The organism is Mesorhizobium sp. P2_E7, from assembly GCF_056403855.1.
In genome coordinates this window covers 81,715-99,624 of sequence record NZ_JBFUER010000006.1, presented here as the reverse complement: position 1 = coordinate 99,624, position 17,910 = coordinate 81,715, and the positions used below count along the sequence as shown (strand labels likewise).

Sequence of the window (17,910 nt, the reverse complement as noted above, 5' to 3'; positions counted from 1 at the left end):
CCCTTCTCCCCTTGTGGGAGAAGGGAAGGCGCTCACGCCAGTGTCCGCTCCACAATATCCCGCAAATCCGCCGAGAGGTTCTCGGCACCGGCGATCGCCAGCAGTGCTTCCCGTGCCTTGGCCTGTCTGCCCGGTTCCAACGAACGCCAGGAACGCAGCGCCGTCGCCAATCTGGCGGCCACCTGCGGGTTGCGCTTTTCGACCTCGAGCACGGTTTCGGCAAAAAACCGGTAGCCTTCGCCGTCGGCGCGGTGGAAGCCGGTCTGGTTGGCGCTGGAGAATGTGCCGACCAGTGAGCGCACCCGGTTCGGATTGGCCATCGAGAAGGCCGCGTGGCCGGTCAGCGCGCGCACCCGCTCGACGGTCCGCGGTCCCGGCACGGCGGCCTGGATCTGGAACCATTTGTCCATGACCAGCGGATCGGCCCCATAGCGCGCCTCGAAGCCAGCCATCGCCTTGACCGCCTCGGGCGACCCGTCATGGCGATGCGCAAGAACGGTGAGTGCGGCCGCGCGGTCGGTCATGTTGGTCGCGGCTTCGAAATGCCGGGCAGCCAGCTCGACGCCTGCCGGCAACAGCGAGAGATAGTCGAGCAGGATGTTGCGCAGCGCCCGTCGTCCCGCACTTGCCGCATCGGGACTGAACGGACCATCGTCGGCGACGCCGCCGTAGAGATTGGCGAAGGCGTCCTGATTGGCGCGGGCGATTGCCAGCGCCAGCGCCTCGCGGGCGGCAAAGATGGCGTCGGGATCGATGGTCCTGCCGATGTCGCGGGCAATGTCGGCCTCACCGGGAAGCGACAGCGCCAGGGCGCGGTAGGCGGGCTCAAGCGTCTCATCGCCGGCGATCTTGCCGGCAAGTCCGGTCAGCCTGGCGCTGAAGGCTGGCTTCGCGCCGCCCAGGATCTGGCGGAAAGCCGCTATCAGCGCATCGGTGAGCAGTGTGTTGAACGCCTGCCAGCGCGCGAAAGCATCGCTGTCGTGGCCGGCGAGGAAGAACTGGTCGTCGGTCTTCTGCTCGACCGAAAGCGTGATCGGCGCCGAAAAGCCGCGGTTGAGCGACACTGCCGGCCGCTCGTCAACGCCGGAAAAGCGCACCATGTGGCGGCGTTTGCGGATATGGATGACGCCGTCCTCAACGGCGGCACCCTCGACCCCGCCATAGGCGACCGGCTCGCCGCCGGCGCCGACCAGGCCGAAGGCGAGAGGGATGTGCATAAGCCGCTTGCGGCTTTCCGACGGTGTCGGCGGCACCGACTGCTCGATCTCGAGCGTGAACTCGCGCGTGGCCGGATTGTGCGTCGAACTGACGGTCAGGTTCGGTGTACCCGCCTGGTGATACCAGAGCGCGAATTGCGACAGGTCGCGCCCTGAAGCGTCCTCGAACACCTTGAGGAAGTCCTCGATCGTCGCGGCCTCGCCGTCATGGCGCGTGAAATACAGGTCCATGCCGGCGCGGAAGGTCTCGGCCCCGAGGATGGTGCGGATCATGCGCACCACTTCCGAGCCCTTTTCGTAGACCGTCGCCGTGTAGAAATTGTTGATCTCGCGGTAGCGCCGCGGCCGCACCGGATGCGCCAGCGGTCCCTGGTCCTCGGGGAACTGGTGGGCGCGCAGCGTGCGCACCTCGGCGATGCGCTTGACCGCGCGCGAGCGCTGGTCGGCAGAGAATTCGTGGTCGCGAAAGACCGTCAGCCCTTCCTTCAGGCAGAGCTGGAACCAGTCGCGACAGGTGATCCTGTTGCCGGTCCAGTTGTGGAAATATTCATGCGCGATGATCGCCTCGATATTGGCGAAATCGGCATCGGTCGCGGTCTCCCGATCGGCCAGCACATATTTGTCGTTGAAGATGTTGAGGCCCTTGTTTTCCATCGCCCCCATGTTGAAGTCGGAGACGGCGACGATGTTGAAGACGTCGAGATCGTATTCGCGGCCGAACGCCTGCTCGTCCCATTGCATCGAGCGCTTCAGCGCATCCATGGCGTAGCCGGCGAGCCCCTCCTTGCCCGGCTCGACATAGATGCCGAGCTCGACCTCGCGGCCGGATAGGGTGACGAAGCTGTCGGCGACCCGGCCGAGATTGCCGGCCACAAGCGCAAACAGATAGGACGGCTTAGGGAAGGGGTCGTGCCATCTGGCATAGTGCCAGCCATCGGTGAGGGCCCCGCTTTCGACCGGGTTGCCGTTGGACAGCAGCAGCGGTGCCTCGTCCAGCCTTGCCTCGATCCGCACGGTGTAGACCGACAATATGTCGGGGCGATCGAGGAAATAGGTGATGCGGCGAAAGCCCTCGGCTTCGCATTGCGTGCAATAGACATTGCTGGAGCGGTAGAGGCCCATCAGCGCCTCATTGCTGGTCGGCGCGATCTCGGTCTCGAGCAGCAGCTCGAAGCGCGCCGGCGGCTTCAAAATGGTCAGCTGGTCCGGTGTGGCGAGATAATCGGCCGGCGCGAGCTCGCGGCCCTCGATGGCGATGCGCTTCAGCACCAGCCCGTCGCCGTCGAGCATCAGCGGCACTGATGCGGCAGCGCCATCGCGGCGTTCGATCGTCAGCACGGCGGTGACGCGCGTTGCATCCGGCGAAAGGCGGAAGGTGAGGTTGGTTTGCGGAATGGAAAAGTCGCTGGGGCGATAGTCTTCGAGCTTGAAGACCTGGCCGGTATCGGTTCGCATTCCCTGGGGTTCCCTATCGTTATCGGGGCCGGCAGAGGTGTCCGCTGGCCCATAAAATCTAAAGTTGCGCGCTCTTTACACGAAACGGCCACTCGACAAAACTGCGCCAATGCCTATTCAGGGCGTTCTCCTTCCATCGCGAGGCCCTTGATGACCATCGTCACACCGAAGTTCGGAATGGGCAGCTTTGTGCTGCGTCGGCTGACGCGCGCCTCGGCAACGATCCGGGAAGCGGCGGGAACGTGACTTCAGGGCCGAGAGACGAGGCGGCGGGGAAACTGTCCGATCACCCTGGTCGTGTCCTGACCGGCATAATGCTCAAGATCATGTCGGTTGCGGTCTTCGTCGGCATGCAGACCTGCATCAAGGCAGCCGGTACTTTGCCTGCCGGCCAGATTGTCTTTTTCCGCTCCTTCTTCGCCATCTTCCCGATCATCGTCTTCCTGGCCTTCAGGGGAAAACTGGGTACGGCGTTTGCCACCAAACGTCCGCTGAACCACATCGCGCGCGGTGTCGTCGGCGTTTGCGCCATGGGGCTCGGTTTCTTCGCGCTGACAAGGTTGCCGCTGCCCGAGGCGATCACGCTGAACTACGCCCAGCCGCTGCTGGTGGTGGTGTTCTCCTCGCTGTTCCTCGGCGAGGCCATTCGCATCTATCGCTGGAGCGCGGTCGCGGTCGGCCTTGTCGGCGTCCTGATCATCTCCTGGCCGGAACTGACGCTTCTCACCTCGGGCGCCGCACTCGGCGACCAGGAGGTGCTGGGCGTCATAGCGGCGCTGGTCTCAGCGGCAATCTCCGCCAATGCCATCCTGCTGGTGCGCAATCTGGTCCAGACCGAGCGGACCGCGACCATCGTGTTGTGGTTTTCGGCGACGGCAAGCGTCATGGCGCTGTTTACGCTGCCCTTCGGCTGGCAGGCGCTGACGCCGCTGCAGGCCGGTCTGCTGGTTGCTGCCGGGTTTTGCGGCGGCCTGGCCCAGATCCTGATGACGGCGGCCTATCGCCACGCCGAGGCTTCGGTGGTGGCGCCGTTCGAATACACCTCGATGATCCTCGGCGTCGTCGTCGGCTATTTCGCCTTCGGCGATGTCGCCACCATCAACACGCTGGTCGGCGGCGTGATCGTCGTCGCCGCCGGCATTTTCATCATCTGGCGCGAGCGCCAGCTCGGCCTGGAGCGCACCCGCACAAGGAAAGCGGCGCCGCCGCAGGGGTGAGGAGAGGTCCGCGCAGGGCAGGGGCTGGCTCAGTTCGCTTCCGCCCGCTCCTTCGCAAGCCGCACCAGCACCGCACGCGTCTGCTCGTCGGCCGGGAAGAAAGACTCGATCGCCAGTTCCGACAACGTCACGTCGAGCGGGGTGCCGAAGACGGTGATGGTGCTGATGAAGGACAGCACCTGGTCGCCATGCGCCAGCCGCAGCGGATGGACGATGCCGTTGGGCTCGACCGGCACAGGCCGCGCGCCCTTGAGGCCGGATGGATAGGTTCGCAATTCACGCTCCAGCTCGACCAGCACGGGATCGCCGGCGGCATCGTTCTGGTGCTTCAGCCGCTCCAGCAGATGCGCCCGCCACTCCGCGAGATTGACGATGCGCGGCGCGATGCCGTTCGGGTGCAGGCTGAGCCGCAGCACGTTGACCGGCGGCTGAAGCAGCGACGCCTCGGCAACATCGGCCAGGAACGGGCCGATTGCGGCATTGGCGGAAACCAGGTTCCAGTGGTGGTCAACGGCCAGCGACGGAAACGGTTCATGCCCCTTGAGCACGGTCTCGACCGCGGCAAGCGCCGGTGCCAGCGTCGTGTCGGTGAGCGGCCGTTCGCTGAAGCTCGGCGCGAAGCCGGCGGCAAGCAGCAGCTGGTTGCGCTGCCGGAGCGGGATCTCAAGCTGCTCGGCCAGATGCAGCACCATGTCGCGCGAGGGTGCGGCGCGGCCGCTCTCGACGAAGGAGAGATGCCGCTGTGAAATCTCGGCCTCCATGGCGAGATCGAGCTGGCTCATGCGCCGCCGCGTACGCCATTCGCGGATCAGGCTGCCGGCGGAGGTCTGGGGTGTTGTCATGACTGGGATGAGTAGGCCGGGGAGGGGCGTATTTCAATTACGTCGGAGGTTAATGGCGCGGTTCTCCCTTCTCCCCTTGTGGGAGAAGGTGGATCGGCGCTTTAGCGCCGAGACGGATGAGGGGTGTTCCAGCAGAATGAGACGTTGGCGTTCCCTGGAACACCCCTCATCCGTCGCCTTCGGCGACACCTTCTCCCACAAGGGGAGAAGGGGAAGTCGCGCTTCACGCCAATCCCCTCAGCTTCACCTTCACCTCGAGAAAATCCCGCCATGCCAGCTTCTTGTGCGCCGGGGTTCTCAAGAGATAGGCCGGATGCAGTGTCGGCATGGCCGGAATGGCAATGCCGGAAGCGGTCGTGTGCACCCGCCAGTTGCCGCGCAGCCGCAATATGCCTTCGCTCGTGTTGAGCAAGGTCTTGGCCGATGGGCCGCCAAGGTTGACCAGCACCTTGGGATTGACCAGTTCTATCTGCCGCTCGATGAAGGGGCGGCAGATTTCGGTCTCGTGCGGCGTCGGTGTGCGGTTGCCCGGCGGCCGCCAGGGAATGACGTTGGCGATATAGGCGGAGGTGCGGTCAAGCCCGATCGCCGCCAGCATGCGGTCGAGCAGGCGGCCCGAGCGGCCGACGAAGGGAAGGCCCTCAATGTCCTCGTCGCGGCCGGGCGCCTCGCCGACCAGCATCAGCGAAGCCTGCGGATTGCCGTCGGCAAAGACCATGTTCTTGGCAGTGAATTTGAGATTGCAGCCGTCGAAGGAGGCCATGTGCTGGCGCAGTTCCTCGAGCGTCGAGGCGCTTGCCGCCATTTGCCTGGCAAGTGCTGCCTGTGCCTCGTCGGGCACGGTCGCGGTGGCCGGCACGGAGCGCGCCGGCGCGTCCGGCACCCGGCTCGCATCCAGCCCGGGGTTTGCTACGATTTGTTCCTGTGCCTTTTCGCGAGGTGGCGCTGGCGGCGCCGGTGCCCGCTCGGCAAGCCTTGGTGCGGCCTCGGCAAACCGGTTCACCGGCGCGTCGTCCAACGCCTCGTCAACGCCTGCGCTGGCGTAGAATGCCAGGAGGTCGGCAAGGTCGGATCGGTTGTTGGGGGAGGCGGCAGTCATGGCCGGCACATTCGTCCGCCCGTCGTCAATTTGCAAGCAAAGCAATCTGCCCGCACCAAGGTGTGTTGAGATTCAGGTCAGGCCGAGTCGAAAATGGTGGATATCGAGAACCGGAGCGGAGCGTACTTAAAGTAAGCACCGGAAGCGCAGATATCCGCCATTTGCAGGCCGGCCTCACCTGAATATCAACGCGCCTTAGCCCGTCGGTATGCGCGGATCCTGCACCAGATAGAACGTCCAGCGCGGCGTATAGTCAGTGATCAGAAACTCGAAGCTTCCCGTCTTCAGCGGGTCGATCTTGCCGTTTTTGAACAGCAGCCGGTCATAGGGTTCGAAATCGCGGTCGAAATCGGCATAGGCGCTCGACACGATGTTGTCGGGCGTCTTGTTGCGCTGGTCGAAGGACAGGCCGTCGCCGAACACACTCGGCTGGTTGAGGATCTCCTGCAGCTCGAACTGGAATTCGACCCAGGCCTGACCGCTGTTGTTGAGCACCTCGATGCGCATGTACAGAATGCCGTTGGCGAATTCGCCATCGGTGCTGAACGGCTGGATCGGCTTGGTGGTGCGGATGGTCAGCGTCACCGGCGTCGACGAATTCAGCTCCTCGGTGATAACCAGCGGGTTTTCCTTGGTGCCGAGGCCCGAGGCGCCGGTGATGTGGAAGCCGCCAAGCTCGTCGGAAAAGGAATAGGCCCCGGTCGCCCACACCTTCACCGGCTCGGCATGAGCAACAACCGGCGTGAGCATCGAAAGGGCGAGAAGGAGCGCTCGGCAGGTCCGGCCGGGCGGAAGGGGAAAGCGCGTCAATGAAAAGCCGGACGGCGTGCGCATGGGAAGAAGTATGGCCGATAAGCGAGCCGTCGAACAATTAAAATATGGGAACCGTAAGTCCAGCCGGTGCAAAACGCTTGCAGCAGCCTCGTTAACCGCGACTTTTTGGCGAAAACGGCATTGTCACGTCAGCGCCGGTTTCCTGTCGCGGATTGATGCGCTATGCAGCGCAGGAGCCAGCAAAATGCCCGGAAACGGTTAGCCAGTGCGGAGGGGTTGATGAGCGAGATCGAACGCGAGAGCATGGAATTCGACGTGGTCATCGTCGGGGCCGGCCCGGCGGGCCTTGCCGCAGCGATCCGGCTCAAGCAGGTCAATCCCGAGCTTTCCGTCGTTGTGCTGGAAAAGGGCGGCGAGGTCGGCGCCCACATATTGTCCGGCGCCGTCGTCGATCCCATCGGGATCGATCGCCTGTTGCCGGGCTGGCGCGAGGAGGAGGGCCATCCCTTCAAGACGCCGGTTACGGACGATCATTTCCTGGTGCTCGGCCCTGCCGGCTCGTTCCGCCTGCCCAACATCATGATGCCGCCGCTGATGAACAATCACGGCAACTACATCGTCTCGCTCGGCAATGTCTGCCGCTGGCTGGCTGGCAAGGCCGAGGCGCTGGGCGTCGAGATCTATCCGGGTTTTGCCGCCGCCAGCCTTGTTTACAACGATGCCGGCGCTGTCACCGGCGTCATCACCGGCGACATGGGCGTCGAAAAAGACGGCACGCATGGCCCGGGCTTTGCGCCGGGCATGGCGCTGATGGGCAAATATGTGCTGATCGGCGAAGGCGCGCGCGGTTCGCTGTCCAAACAGCTGATCGCCAAATACAAGTTGTCCGACGGCCGCGAGCCCGGCAAATACGGCATCGGCCTGAAGGAACTGTGGCAGGTCAAGCCGGAGAACCACCGGCCCGGCCTGGTGCAGCATTCGTTCGGCTGGCCGCTCGATCTGAAGACCGGCGGCGGTTCCTTCCTCTACCATCTGGAAGACAACCAGGTTGCGGTCGGTTTCGTCCTGCATCTCAACTACAAGAATCCCTGGCTGTCGCCGTTCGAGGAGTTCCAGCGCTTCAAGACCCATCCGGCGATAGCGGGCACCTTCGCCGGTGCAAAGCGCATCGGCTATGGCGCACGCGCCATCACCGAAGGCGGCTGGCAGTCGGTGCCGAAACTGTCTTTCCCCGGTGGCGTGCTGATGGGCTGTGCTGCCGGCTTCGTCAACGTGCCGCGCATCAAGGGTTCGCACAATGCGGTGCTGTCCGGCATGCTGGCGGCCGACCATGTCGCGCAAGCCATCGGCGCCGGCCGCGCCAATGACGAGTTGACCTCCTACGAGGACGCCTGGCGGGCGACCGACATCGGCAAGGATCTGAAGAAGGTGCGCAACGTCAAGCCGCTCTGGTCGCGCTTCGGCACCATCATCGGCGTCGGCCTTGGTGGCCTCGACATGTGGCTGAACACGCTGTTCGGCTTCTCGCCCTTCGGCACGCTGAAGCACGGCAAGGCGGACTACGCGACGCTGGAGCCTGCCGCCAAGCACGAGAAGATTGCCTATCCGAAGCCGGATGGCGTTCTCACCTTCGATCGCCTGTCCTCGGTGTTCCTGTCCAACACCAATCACGAGGAAAACGAGCCGGTGCACCTGCTGGTCGGCGACATGGCACTGCAGCAGCGTTCCGAGCACGACGTCTTTGCCGGGCCGTCGACGCGCTACTGCCCGGCCGGCGTCTACGAATGGGTCGACAAGGACGGCAACGCCGCCGCCGATCCGGCCGCCGAGGATGTGCGCTTCGTCATCAACGCGCAGAACTGCGTGCACTGCAAGACCTGCGACATCAAGGATCCGAACCAGAACATCAACTGGGTGCCGCCACAAGGCGGCGAAGGCCCGGTCTACCAGGGCATGTAAGCCGCCGGCCGGGCCGTCTCGACCGCCGCCAACAAAGAATGCCGGCGAAGGCCCGGTCTACCAGGGCATGTAAGGCGCCGGCGCCATGATTGTTGAAACCGTCGCCTGCTTGTGGTCTCATTGCCGCGTCCATGGGGGTAGTGGCATGCGCGTGTTGGTCTTGTTTTGCGTCGCCGTCATAGGCGTGGCCTGCGGCACCGTCGGGACGGCGTCGGCGGGGGTGAAGACCGTCGTCAAGACGCGAACCTACGACATCAGCGGCGTCACAGGTGCTGGTCTGGTCATAGCCATGAACCGCAGGGGACCCAAGCACGGTTTCATGACCCACGCCATCGCGCAGACGAGTTACACCGCGGACTGGAGCCTGGACCTCGGCCAGGTCAACGGCGTCTGCCGCCTGCGCCAGGCCAATGGAACGCTCAACATCACCTACACCTATCCGCGCGTGGCTTCGGCCGTCACGCCGGCGCTGCGCAAACGCTGGAACCGGTTTTTCACCGGCGTTCTCGCTCATGAAGGAACCCATGGCCGTATTGCCGGGCAGATGATGCAGGCCGCGGAGCGGTCGGTTCGCGGCCTGAAATTGGCCAACGATCCGCAATGCAACAAGACGCGCGCCGAAGCCCGGCGGCGCCTGGAAGCCACCGCCAAGCTCTATGAGGCGAAACAGATCGCCTTCGACGCGCGCGAGCACAGTGAAGGCGGCCATGTCGAGCGCATCATCGAGGCTCTGGTCGGGCTCTGAAATCTTAAGTCCGCAACATGTTGGTCTAGCCGCGCATCCCGGGCTGGATCAGCGATACGGTCGCGGTGGCGTCCTCATCGACCGGCTTGTTGCCGTCCTGCTTCAGCGAAAATTCCACCATCACCGGCAGATGGTCAGAGCCTGTGTCTTCCAGCCGGGTCGACGACAGGATCGTCACCGCACCCTTCGAGAACACCTGGTCGATCGGCAGGCCGGCATAGCGCCGCAGGAAGTCGGGCAGCGTCCGGTGAATCCAGCTGGGCCCGGCCGATGGCATGACGGTCAGCCCGCCGAGCGCGGCGACGCGCCGCACCGCAGCGCTCCACGGCACGGCGTTGCAGTCGCCGGCCATGATCGCCGTCTCGCCGAGCGAGGTCAGCGTCTTGGTCAACTCGCCGATCTGCCAGTATTGCTCCTTCGGCCACGGCCAACTCAGATGGATCGCCGCGACATCGACGCCGATGCCGCCGAAGTCGACCGTGGCGGTGGCCATCGCGCCGCGCGGTTCGCAGTATGGTTCGGTACCGACGGCAAACGGCCGCCTGGACAACAGTGCCACGCCGAACACGCCATTGGGATAGGCGCACAGAATGCGGTACGGATAGGCGCTTTCGAGAAGGCCGAGCTTTTCCGACCACATCTGCGACACCTCATCGAGGGTGATCACATCGGGTTTGGTGCGGCCGATCAGCGACAGTACCTTTTCCGGCGTCGGATTGTTGAAGCGCAGGTTCATCTGCAGCAGCCGATAGACCGGTTCGTTGCCGGGCGCGTCATAGGCGGCCTGCACCGGCCACAGGCGCGGCAAGGTGCTCAACGTCGAGGCGAAGGCGGCCACGGCCAGGAGCAGGCCCACACCTGCCTGCAGGCGAAACGAGGTGGCAAGCAGCGGCAGCGCAATCAGCGCCATCAGCACGGCCAGATGGATGCGGAAATGGGCGAAGGAATCGAAGGCCGGATGCAATGTGCCAAAGAACCCGGCCACGAGCGCGGCCGAGAGGCCGAGCATTGCCAGGAACGCCATCGAAGCCACCATGTTTCGCACGCGTGCCATCAGACCGGGTTTTGCATTGCCGAGGTGTCAGGCCTGTTATCGGCGCAAATGCGGCCCAATCAAGATGACGAAACGCCTCGCGGCCAACATTTGCGGGAAGCCGGTCTACTGGAAGGCCGTCTCCGAAAAGCTTCTCAGCTTGCGCGAATGCAGCCGTTCCATCGGCATTTCCGCCAGCTTCTCCATCGCCTTGATGCCGATGGTCAGATGCTGAGCCACCTGTCGCTTGTAGAACTCGGTCGCCATGCCGGGCAGCTTCAACTCTCCATGCAGCGGTTTGTCGGAGACGCAGAGCAGCGTGCCGTAGGGAACGCGGAAGCGGAAGCCGTTGGCGGCGATGGTGGCCGATTCCATGTCGAGCGCGATGGCGCGTGACTGCGACAGCCGTTGCACCGGCCCGCGCTGGTCGCGCAGTTCCCAGTTGCGGTTGTCGATGGTGGCGACTGTGCCGGTGCGCATGATGCGCTTGAGATCGTAGCCGGAGAGCCCGGTGACTTCGGCGACCGCCTCCTGCAGCGCCACCTGGACCTCGGCCAGCGGCGGGATCGGCACCCACACCGGCAGGTCGTCGTCCAGCACATGGTCTTCCCTGACATAGGCATGCGCCAGCACATAGTCGCCCAGCGCCTGGGTGTTGCGCAAGCCGGCGCAATGGCCAAGCATCAGCCAGGCATGTGGCCTGAGCACCGCGATATGGTCGGTAATCGTCTTGGCGTTGGAGGGACCGACACCGATATTGACCATGGTGATGCCGCCATGGTTCGGCTTCTTCAGGTGATAGGCGGGCATCTGCGGCAGCCGCGGCGCCGCCACGCCTTCGCTGGGCGCGTTGTGCCCGGCCTTGGTGATGACATTGCCGGGCTCGACGAATTCGGTATAGCCGTGGCCGCCTTCCGCCATCTGGGCCCGAGCACGGGCGACGAATTCATCGATGTAGAACTGGTAGTTGGTGAACAGCACGAAATTCTGGAAATGCTGCGGGCTGGTCGCCGTGTAGTGCGTCATGCGATGCAGCGAATAGTCGATGCGCTGCGCCGTGAACGGAGCCAGCGGCCGCGGCTCGCCGAATGCCACTTCGAATGTGCCGTTGGCGATCTGGTCGTCGGTGCCATCGAGATCCGGCACGTCGAACAGGTCGCGGATCGGCCGCTTGATGCGCTCGGCGGCGGTGCCATCGACATGCGTGCCCTCAAGGAAGGCGAAATGCAGCGGGATCGGCGTGGTCGATTCCGAAACCGTCACCGGCACGCCGTGATTGCGCATGATCAGCCGAAGCTGCTCGACGAGGTAGCTTTCAAACAGCACCGGCTGGGTGATGGTGGTCGAGAAATGCCCCGGCGTCGGCATGTGGCCGTAGGCCTGGCGCGAATCGATCTGGGTGAATGAATTGGTGGTGACGCCGATCTCCGGGTAGAAGGCGCGGTAGCGTTTGCTTTCGTCGCCGCCGGCGGCAAGTGCCGCAAAGGAGTCACGCAGGAATTTGGTGTTGCGGTCGTAGAGCACCTGCAAGGCGGCCACGGCCTTTTTGGCGTCATCGAAGCTCTTCTTGCCGAAAGGCTCCGGCATGACGACCGATTCGATAGCTTGTGGGTAGATTCGCTTTTCCATGGCTTAATATAGAGACTCAGGAGAGCGCTTGGGAGGGGTAGGTGGCCGCCAAAGCTGGCCAGTCGTCGATTTATTCGTCTACGCACCAAGGTGCGTTGAGATTCAGGTCAGGCCGAGTCGAGGGTGGTGGCTTTCGAGAACCGGAGCGGAGCGTACTCAAGTACGTGAGCACCGGAAGCGCGGAAGGCCGCCATCAGCAGGCCGGCCTCACCTGAATATCAGCGTACCTTACCCACGCTGCAGGCTGACCAGAAGAACAAAGCCAACGCCGTGCTTCTTCGCCGCCGGCGCGTCGGTCGTGGTGTCGGCGGCGGGCCGCATCATCGGCATCGCCAGAACTGGTGCCGACAGCACGATCAGGACGAGCGCCGCTCGCGGCAGAAGCCGAAGGGTGTTGAGGGCGTTGAGGGCTGTGCGGTTCATGGTTTTGGCTTTTCTGTTTGGATCTACGTCTTTGTCGTCTCAGGGGCGAAAATGGTTCATGCAATCGAACCGGCAGCTGCTGGAACTGGCTGCATCCCAGGAGCGCGCCGGACGGCCGGCTTCGGCCACGAGAATGGCGAAGAACATGCCGAACAGGCTCATCAACAGGCAGACGATGGTGAAGCGGCGAGCGAGCATTTGCGTGGTGTCTCCTTGAACACGCCATCAAAATGCCCTGATGCGACTGAACCGGCTCTGATGCCGGCGTTCATCTGCGGTTCAAAGTGATTGACGATGTTTTAGGGAGAGCATCGGCCCGGTTGCGAGACCGCGAGCAGCGACCATGCGGCTAGGTCGTGGACCGTTCTGGAAAAGAAAACGGGGCCTGTTGGGGGCCCCGTTGTCGTCATGTCAAAACAGCAAGCTCAGAGCTTGTGCCAGGTCTGGCTCTTGCAGATCAACCCGCCGAGCACGCAGCCACTCATCTTCAGCGAGGTGCCCGACAGCGTCGCCTTGCCGGAATACGTCTTGTCGTTTGCCGGATCTGTGATGTTGCCGGCATATTTGTTGTCGCCGGCCGGCTTGAGCGAGCCGATGGTCTTGCCGGCATATTTGCCGGTCTTCAGCGTGATGGAGAATGAGCCGCTGCCGCCAATGAGTGCGGTGTCGCCGGCTTGCGTCTTCCAATTGCCTTCGATCGGATCGGCCCAGGCCGCGCCCGCCATCATCACTGTAGCCGCCAGGGCCAAGCTCACTTTCCGAAACATATCTGTCCTCCCTGTGGTTTTAGGTGGGGCGCCCGCCTCTCTGCCCCTTACGCAAACGTAAGCTAATCCAGCTCCCGGCAAAACAAAAGCGGGTGCCGTGGGGGAAGGGTTTGCAATTTTCATAAGGGTCGAGAAAGCGCTCAGCGACCAGGAAATGAAACGATCGAGGCGTTGGCTTTGGTTTCCGTGGTTAGCAGAGTGTTGATTGGTGCCCCATAAATTTTCGTCAAATCCGGCGCGAAACGGCGCGGTTGCTGACTTTGTATCCTTAACGAATTTCCGCGTTTACCTCTTGTTTTAGCTTTGTTTTCTCCAAATTAAGCACGCCATTTAACGACGAATTCAAGGCTCGGCTTCATTCTCGAAAGCATCGAAAGAGCGGCTCCCCAGGGGACACCGGGGGACAGAAAAGGCCCGCTCTCGGGAGCCAGACAGGGGACTAAAATGGCACGTTTTGAAATGCTTGAAGCCGGCTTCGGCGCCATGGGGGCAACTGCCCAGGCCGACATTCTTTTCGAACTGGGCATGATGTATGCGACCGGCCGCGATTGCGAGACCGATGTCGTTGCCGCCCACAAATGGTTCAACATCGCCGCCATCAAGGGCTCGATCCGCGCCGCCGAACTGCGCTCGGAACTGTCGGCCGCAATGTCCAAGGTCGAGATCGCCAGGGCGCTGCGCGAAGCCCGCGAATGGATGACCATGCACTGAGATCGGCGATCTCGAGCAGATATACGAAAGACAGGGAAGCTCCGGGATCAAGACCGCATAGACGGCCGGAACCGGTAGACAACAAGACCGCGACAAGACGGTCGACGACGAAAGACAAGAACGCGGCAGGCCGACACGGTCCCAGCCGTGCACAATGGGGACGGTGAGCAGGTTTTCGTGGCGCGGGGGCGCATGGGGACTGCTCTAAGAGCAAAAAGCCACGACCGGCCGGAACAAGGCTGGCGTGGCTTTTTGCGTTGATGAGGCCCAATCGAGTGGCGCCGATGCGCCTAGACAGGCCCAGTGAAGGATGAAATTGTCCCGCCTTCTGAAAGAAGCGCGGCCAGAGCGGCTGCGCGAGTGTGGGAGGAGTTCTATCACCATGAAAAAAATGGGTATTTTGAGCGCGGCCGTATTTGGCCTGATGATGAGCGCGCCGGTTGCCTTTGCCGATGATGTCACCATTTCGGTGGTCGGCCCGATGACCGGACAGCTCGCCACGATCGGCGATCAGTTCAAGCAGGGCGCAACGGCAGCAGCCGACGCGATCAACGCCGCCGGCGGTGTCAACGGCTCGATGATCAAGCTCGACATCGAAGACGACCAGTGCGATCCCAAGCAGGCGGTTTCGGTGGCCAACCGGATCGTTGCCAACGGCGTCAAGTTTATTGACGGCCATGCCTGCTCGGGCTCCGCCATTCCGGCCTCCGCCGTCTATGCCGAAGCCGGCGCGCTGATGATGAGCCCGTCCGCCTCCAACCCCGAGCTGACCGACGCCGCCGCCAAGGCCGGTTGGCCGACAATCATGCGCCTTTACACGCGCGACGATGCGCAGGGCGCCTTCATGGGCCCATGGATCGCCAAGAAATATGCCGGCAAGAATGTCGTCATCCTGCATGACAAGAGCGCCTACGGCCAGGGCGTTGCCGATGCCGTTAAGGCGACGATGAATGCCGGCGGCCTCAAGGAAGTCGACTATGAAGGCATCAATGCCGGTGAGAAGGACTATTCGGCGCTCGTCACCAAGCTGAAGGACCTCAAGGCCGACGTCGTCTATTTCGGCGGCTATCACCCGGAAGCCGGGCTGATCCTGCGCCAGTCGGCCGAGCAGAGCGTCAAGTTCCAGCTGATCATGCCGGACTCGATCGCCACGCCGGAATTCTGGCAGGTCGCTGGCCCGGCCGGCGAAGGCACGATGTTCGTCTTCCCGTCGGACCCGCAGGCTAAGCCGGAAGCCAAGGACGCCATCGCCAAGATCAAGGCGGGCGGCTTCGTGCCGGAAGGCTTCACGCTTTTCTCCTACGCCGTCGTTCAGGCCTTTGCAGAAGGCGTCAAGCGCGCCGGAACCGACGATCCGGTCAAGGTCGCCGAAGCGCTGAAGAACGGCACGCCGTTCAGCACCGTGGTCGGCGAGGTTACCTTCGACGAGAAGGGCGACCTGAAGAACGCCAGCTACGACATCAACCAGTGGCATGACGGCAAATACGCGCCGATCGCGCAGTAATCGTCCGCATACTCATGAAATGGCCGGGCTTGTCCCGGCCATTTTTTGTTCGAGCCTCCAGCCGGCTATGCAGCCTCTTCAACGAAACGCACCAGCACGGTTCCGTCGGTGACCTGCGCGCCTTCCGCTGCAATCTCGGCGATGACGCCGTCATGGCTGGCCGAGATCGTGTGCTCCATCTTCATCGCTTCCAGGATCAGCAGAGGCTGGCCCTTGGTCACGGCTTCGCCCTTGGCCGCGCGCACCAGCTTGACCAGGCCGGGCATCGGCGCGCGCAGGCTGCCGGAAGCGGCGGCGGCTTCATCGGTTCGCGCCAGCGGATCCGGGACGAGGAAACTGTAGCCGACCGCGCCTTCAAACACGGTGACGTGGCCTGGCCAGCGCGCAAGGCGAGGGGCAGCGCGAAGATCGTGCGAGTTGACGCTGTCATAGGGCGCATCCAGCGCCACCTCGAAGCGCCCGTCCGGCCGCACTGAAACACGCGCCAGAATATCGTCCTCGCCATGGCGTAGCCGTGTGCGCCGCGCAACAGTGTGGAAATGTGCATAGCCGGCAAGCGACGACCACGGATCGTCCGTCTGCCGCAACGCACCGGCGCCGGCCGCGGCAAGGGCGGCCGCGGCAACGATCTCGCCGCTCGGCGGGGCGACCGTGGTCAACGCTTCCTGATGCCTGCCGATCAGGCCGGTATCGACGTCGCCGGCGGAAAAATCGGTGTCCGCGGCAAGCGCCGCTAGAAAGGCTGTGTTGACGGTCGAGCCGGCAATCTCGGTCTGCGACAACGCTGTGCCGAGCGCGTCGAGCGCCGCTTGCCTGTCCCTGGCGTGGACGACCAGCTTGGCGATCATCGGATCGTAGAAGGGTGAGATCGCATCGCCGGCCCGCACGCCGGTCTCGATGCGCATCGTAGCGCCTTCGGGCGCTTTGTCGGGAAACGCCAGATGATGCAGAGTGCCGGTCGCCGGCAAAAAGCCTTTTGCCGCGTCCTCGGCATAGATGCGCGCCTCGAAGGCGTGACCGGAGAGTTGGATTTCGCTCTGCGTCTTCGGCAGCTTTTCGCCGGATGCCACGCGCAACTGCCACTCGACCAGATCGGTGCCGGTGACCATTTCGGTGACAGGATGCTCGACCTGCAGGCGGGTGTTCATTTCCATGAACCAGAAGCGGTCGGCCTTCAGCCCTTGCGAGGCGTCGACGATGAATTCGATGGTGCCGGCGCCCGAATAGCTGATCGCCTTGGCGGCCTTCACCGCCGCTTCCGTCGTCGCCTTGCGCAACGCCGGGGTCATGCCGGGCGCCGGCGCTTCCTCGATCACCTTCTGGTGGCGGCGCTGCGCCGAGCAGTCGCGCTCATAGAGATGCACGGCATTGCCAAAATTGTCGCCGAACACCTGGACCTCGATGTGGCGCGGCTTGTCGACATATTTTTCGACCAGCACGCGGTCGTCGCCGAAAGCGGCCTTGGCCTCGCGCCGTGCGCCCGACAGCGCCTCGGAGAAATCGTCGGGATGGTCGACGCGGCGCATGCCCTTGCCGCCGCCGCCGGCGCGCGCCTTGATCAGCACGGGATAGCCGATCTCGCGCGCCTTGGACGCCAGCAGCACAATCTCTTGCGCCTCGCCATGATAACCCGGCACCACCGGCACGCCGGCCTTTTCCATCAAGCGCTTGGCCGCATCCTTCAACCCCATGGCGCGGATCGAGGCTGCCGATGGGCCGATAAAGATAAGCCCTGCCGCCACCACCTGGTCGACGAAATCAGGGTTTTCCGAGAGGAAGCCGTAACCGGGATGGATCGCTTCGGCACCTGTCGCCAGTGCGGCCGCGACAATCTTGTCGCCGCGCAGATAGCTTTCGCCGACGGGCGAAGCGCCGATATGCACCCCCTCGTCGGCCATTTCGACATGCAGGGCCTTGGCATCGGCGTCGGAATAGACGGCGACGGTGCGCACACCGAGCCTGCGTGCGGTGCGCATCACCCGGCAGGCGATCTCGCCGCGATTGGCGATCAGGATCTTGGCGAACATGGAGCCTCCGGGACCAGAGATTGAGCACTGTCCAGCCGGCCTATCCGTGCAAGCTTTCTCATTGCCGCACCCTGCGATGCAGCCCGGCCGTTGTCAAAGCGTCGGGAAGGAAGGCCTGCTCTACTTGGAAGCGGCGACTTCGCAGCCCGCCCCCGTAATGACCTTGTAATGGCTGCGGGCGGCCTCGCAGGATTTCATCGCCCGTTCTTCGGCAGCTTTCTGTGACGGTGCATTCAAGCCCGAGCCGCAGATGATGTACAACGAACGGATGCGGGCATAGGGGGTTGTCGCATAGGCCGAATGGCCGCCAGCCGCCACGTAGGCGTTGTAAGCCCTCGTGCACTGGTCTTTCGGGTTTTTCGGCAAATATGGATAGAAGTAGGTATCGCCCTTGCTTCCCGCCAGCGACGCCGCCGTTGCGATGCCGGTTGTCACGACTATGAGCAAGCCGGCAAGGATCGGTGCGGCAGCCCGTTTGATGTTCGCGGATTTCATTTGTTTCCACCCG

General features: G+C 63.5%; 16 protein-coding genes. 5 read left to right on the top strand and 11 right to left on the bottom strand.

Going from position 1 to position 17,910, the window contains the following annotated elements:
- Positions 1–32: 32 nt before the first annotated feature.
- Positions 33–2,672: an aminopeptidase N gene (pepN, locus tag AC1DYC_RS26125; protein WP_477410634.1), complete on the bottom strand. Its 2,640-nt coding sequence runs from the start codon at positions 2,670–2,672 to the stop codon at positions 33–35.
- Positions 2,673–2,986: 314 nt separating this feature from the next.
- On the opposite strand from pepN, the gene AC1DYC_RS26120 reads away from it, so the two are divergent.
- Entirely contained in the window at positions 2,987–3,889 is a 903-nt protein-coding gene (locus tag AC1DYC_RS26120; protein ID WP_477309735.1) for a DMT family transporter, read from the top strand.
- 29 nt (positions 3,890–3,918) lie between these two features.
- On the opposite strand, the gene AC1DYC_RS26115 is transcribed toward AC1DYC_RS26120, so the two are convergent.
- From AC1DYC_RS26115 to AC1DYC_RS26105, 3 genes are all read right to left on the bottom strand, one after another.
- The gene (locus AC1DYC_RS26115; RefSeq protein ID WP_477410633.1) at positions 3,919–4,731 is read right to left on the bottom strand and encodes a helix-turn-helix domain-containing protein; all 813 of its coding nucleotides are present in this window, start codon (positions 4,729–4,731) and stop codon (positions 3,919–3,921) included.
- 223 nt (positions 4,732–4,954) lie between these two features.
- Positions 4,955–5,830, bottom strand: coding sequence for a uracil-DNA glycosylase (locus AC1DYC_RS26110; protein WP_477410632.1), 876 nt, complete (start codon positions 5,828–5,830; stop codon positions 4,955–4,957).
- 195 nt (positions 5,831–6,025) lie between these two features.
- Positions 6,026–6,580, bottom strand: coding sequence for a hypothetical protein (locus AC1DYC_RS26105; protein WP_477309732.1), 555 nt, complete (start codon positions 6,578–6,580; stop codon positions 6,026–6,028).
- Positions 6,581–6,883: 303 nt separating this feature from the next.
- Here AC1DYC_RS26105 and AC1DYC_RS26100 point away from each other — a divergent pair, with 303 nt between their 5' ends.
- Positions 6,884–8,563: an electron transfer flavoprotein-ubiquinone oxidoreductase gene (locus AC1DYC_RS26100; RefSeq protein WP_477309731.1), complete on the top strand. Its 1,680-nt coding sequence runs from the start codon at positions 6,884–6,886 to the stop codon at positions 8,561–8,563.
- A 145-nt stretch (positions 8,564–8,708) separates the two neighbouring features.
- Positions 8,709–9,308: a DUF922 domain-containing protein gene (locus AC1DYC_RS26095; protein WP_477410631.1), complete on the top strand. Its 600-nt coding sequence runs from the start codon at positions 8,709–8,711 to the stop codon at positions 9,306–9,308.
- Between the two features lie 25 nt (positions 9,309–9,333).
- Here AC1DYC_RS26095 and AC1DYC_RS26090 read toward each other — a convergent pair whose 3' ends face one another.
- From AC1DYC_RS26090 to AC1DYC_RS26070, 5 genes are all read right to left on the bottom strand, one after another.
- The gene (locus AC1DYC_RS26090; RefSeq protein ID WP_477410630.1) at positions 9,334–10,362 is read right to left on the bottom strand and encodes an endonuclease/exonuclease/phosphatase family protein; all 1,029 of its coding nucleotides are present in this window, start codon (positions 10,360–10,362) and stop codon (positions 9,334–9,336) included.
- 105 nt (positions 10,363–10,467) lie between these two features.
- Positions 10,468–11,928, bottom strand: a complete 1,461-nt coding sequence (locus AC1DYC_RS26085) for an AMP nucleosidase (RefSeq protein WP_477410629.1) — start codon at positions 11,926–11,928, stop codon at positions 10,468–10,470.
- A gap of 270 nt (positions 11,929–12,198) precedes the next feature.
- Positions 12,199–12,393: a hypothetical protein gene (locus AC1DYC_RS26080; protein ID WP_477410628.1), complete on the bottom strand. Its 195-nt coding sequence runs from the start codon at positions 12,391–12,393 to the stop codon at positions 12,199–12,201.
- A gap of 39 nt (positions 12,394–12,432) precedes the next feature.
- Positions 12,433–12,591 (bottom strand): hypothetical protein, encoded by a 159-nt coding sequence (locus AC1DYC_RS26075; RefSeq protein ID WP_477410627.1) that lies wholly within the window; start codon positions 12,589–12,591, stop codon positions 12,433–12,435.
- Positions 12,592–12,818: 227 nt separating this feature from the next.
- Positions 12,819–13,160 carry a DUF2147 domain-containing protein gene (locus AC1DYC_RS26070; protein ID WP_203278043.1) on the bottom strand — a complete coding sequence of 114 codons (342 nt, stop codon included), beginning with the start codon at positions 13,158–13,160 and terminating at the stop codon, positions 12,819–12,821.
- 444 nt (positions 13,161–13,604) lie between these two features.
- On the opposite strand from AC1DYC_RS26070, the gene AC1DYC_RS26065 reads away from it, so the two are divergent.
- Together AC1DYC_RS26065 and AC1DYC_RS26060 are read left to right on the top strand one after the other, a co-directional pair.
- Positions 13,605–13,871 (top strand): SEL1-like repeat protein, encoded by a 267-nt coding sequence (locus tag AC1DYC_RS26065; RefSeq protein ID WP_025583692.1) that lies wholly within the window; start codon positions 13,605–13,607, stop codon positions 13,869–13,871.
- 382 nt (positions 13,872–14,253) lie between these two features.
- Positions 14,254–15,375 carry a branched-chain amino acid ABC transporter substrate-binding protein gene (locus AC1DYC_RS26060; protein WP_477410626.1) on the top strand — a complete coding sequence of 374 codons (1,122 nt, stop codon included), beginning with the start codon at positions 14,254–14,256 and terminating at the stop codon, positions 15,373–15,375.
- Between the two features lie 65 nt (positions 15,376–15,440).
- Here AC1DYC_RS26060 and AC1DYC_RS26055 read toward each other — a convergent pair whose 3' ends face one another.
- The gene (locus AC1DYC_RS26055; protein WP_477410625.1) at positions 15,441–17,402 is read right to left on the bottom strand and encodes an acetyl/propionyl/methylcrotonyl-CoA carboxylase subunit alpha; all 1,962 of its coding nucleotides are present in this window, start codon (positions 17,400–17,402) and stop codon (positions 15,441–15,443) included.
- 120 nt (positions 17,403–17,522) lie between these two features.
- A complete protein-coding gene (locus AC1DYC_RS26050; protein WP_477410624.1) occupies positions 17,523–17,897 on the bottom strand; it encodes a hypothetical protein in 375 nt (124 codons plus the stop codon).
- Between the last annotated feature and the right edge of the window lie 13 nt (positions 17,898–17,910).

Excerpts from the sequence above, each read along its gene's own strand:
- pepN (WP_477410634.1), bottom strand. The coding sequence starts at position 2,672 with ATGCGAACCGATACCGGCCAGGTCTTCAAGCTCGAAGACTATCGCCCC.
- AC1DYC_RS26120 (WP_477309735.1), top strand. The coding sequence starts at position 2,987 with ATGCTCAAGATCATGTCGGTTGCGGTCTTCGTCGGCATGCAGACCTGC.
- AC1DYC_RS26115 (WP_477410633.1), bottom strand. The coding sequence starts at position 4,731 with ATGACAACACCCCAGACCTCCGCCGGCAGCCTGATCCGCGAATGGCGT.
- AC1DYC_RS26110 (WP_477410632.1), bottom strand. The coding sequence starts at position 5,830 with ATGACTGCCGCCTCCCCCAACAACCGATCCGACCTTGCCGACCTCCTG.
- AC1DYC_RS26105 (WP_477309732.1), bottom strand. The coding sequence starts at position 6,580 with ATGCTCACGCCGGTTGTTGCTCATGCCGAGCCGGTGAAGGTGTGGGCG.
- AC1DYC_RS26100 (WP_477309731.1), top strand. The coding sequence starts at position 6,884 with ATGAGCGAGATCGAACGCGAGAGCATGGAATTCGACGTGGTCATCGTC.
- AC1DYC_RS26095 (WP_477410631.1), top strand. The coding sequence starts at position 8,709 with ATGCGCGTGTTGGTCTTGTTTTGCGTCGCCGTCATAGGCGTGGCCTGC.
- AC1DYC_RS26090 (WP_477410630.1), bottom strand. The coding sequence starts at position 10,362 with ATGGCACGCGTGCGAAACATGGTGGCTTCGATGGCGTTCCTGGCAATG.
- AC1DYC_RS26085 (WP_477410629.1), bottom strand. The coding sequence starts at position 11,928 with ATGCCGGAGCCTTTCGGCAAGAAGAGCTTCGATGACGCCAAAAAGGCC.
- AC1DYC_RS26080 (WP_477410628.1), bottom strand. The coding sequence starts at position 12,393 with ATGAACCGCACAGCCCTCAACGCCCTCAACACCCTTCGGCTTCTGCCG.
- AC1DYC_RS26075 (WP_477410627.1), bottom strand. The coding sequence starts at position 12,591 with ATGCTCGCTCGCCGCTTCACCATCGTCTGCCTGTTGATGAGCCTGTTC.
- AC1DYC_RS26070 (WP_203278043.1), bottom strand. The coding sequence starts at position 13,160 with ATGTTTCGGAAAGTGAGCTTGGCCCTGGCGGCTACAGTGATGATGGCG.
- AC1DYC_RS26065 (WP_025583692.1), top strand. The coding sequence starts at position 13,605 with ATGGCACGTTTTGAAATGCTTGAAGCCGGCTTCGGCGCCATGGGGGCA.
- AC1DYC_RS26060 (WP_477410626.1), top strand. The coding sequence starts at position 14,254 with ATGAAAAAAATGGGTATTTTGAGCGCGGCCGTATTTGGCCTGATGATG.
- AC1DYC_RS26055 (WP_477410625.1), bottom strand. The coding sequence starts at position 17,402 with ATGTTCGCCAAGATCCTGATCGCCAATCGCGGCGAGATCGCCTGCCGG.
- AC1DYC_RS26050 (WP_477410624.1), bottom strand. The coding sequence starts at position 17,897 with ATGAAATCCGCGAACATCAAACGGGCTGCCGCACCGATCCTTGCCGGC.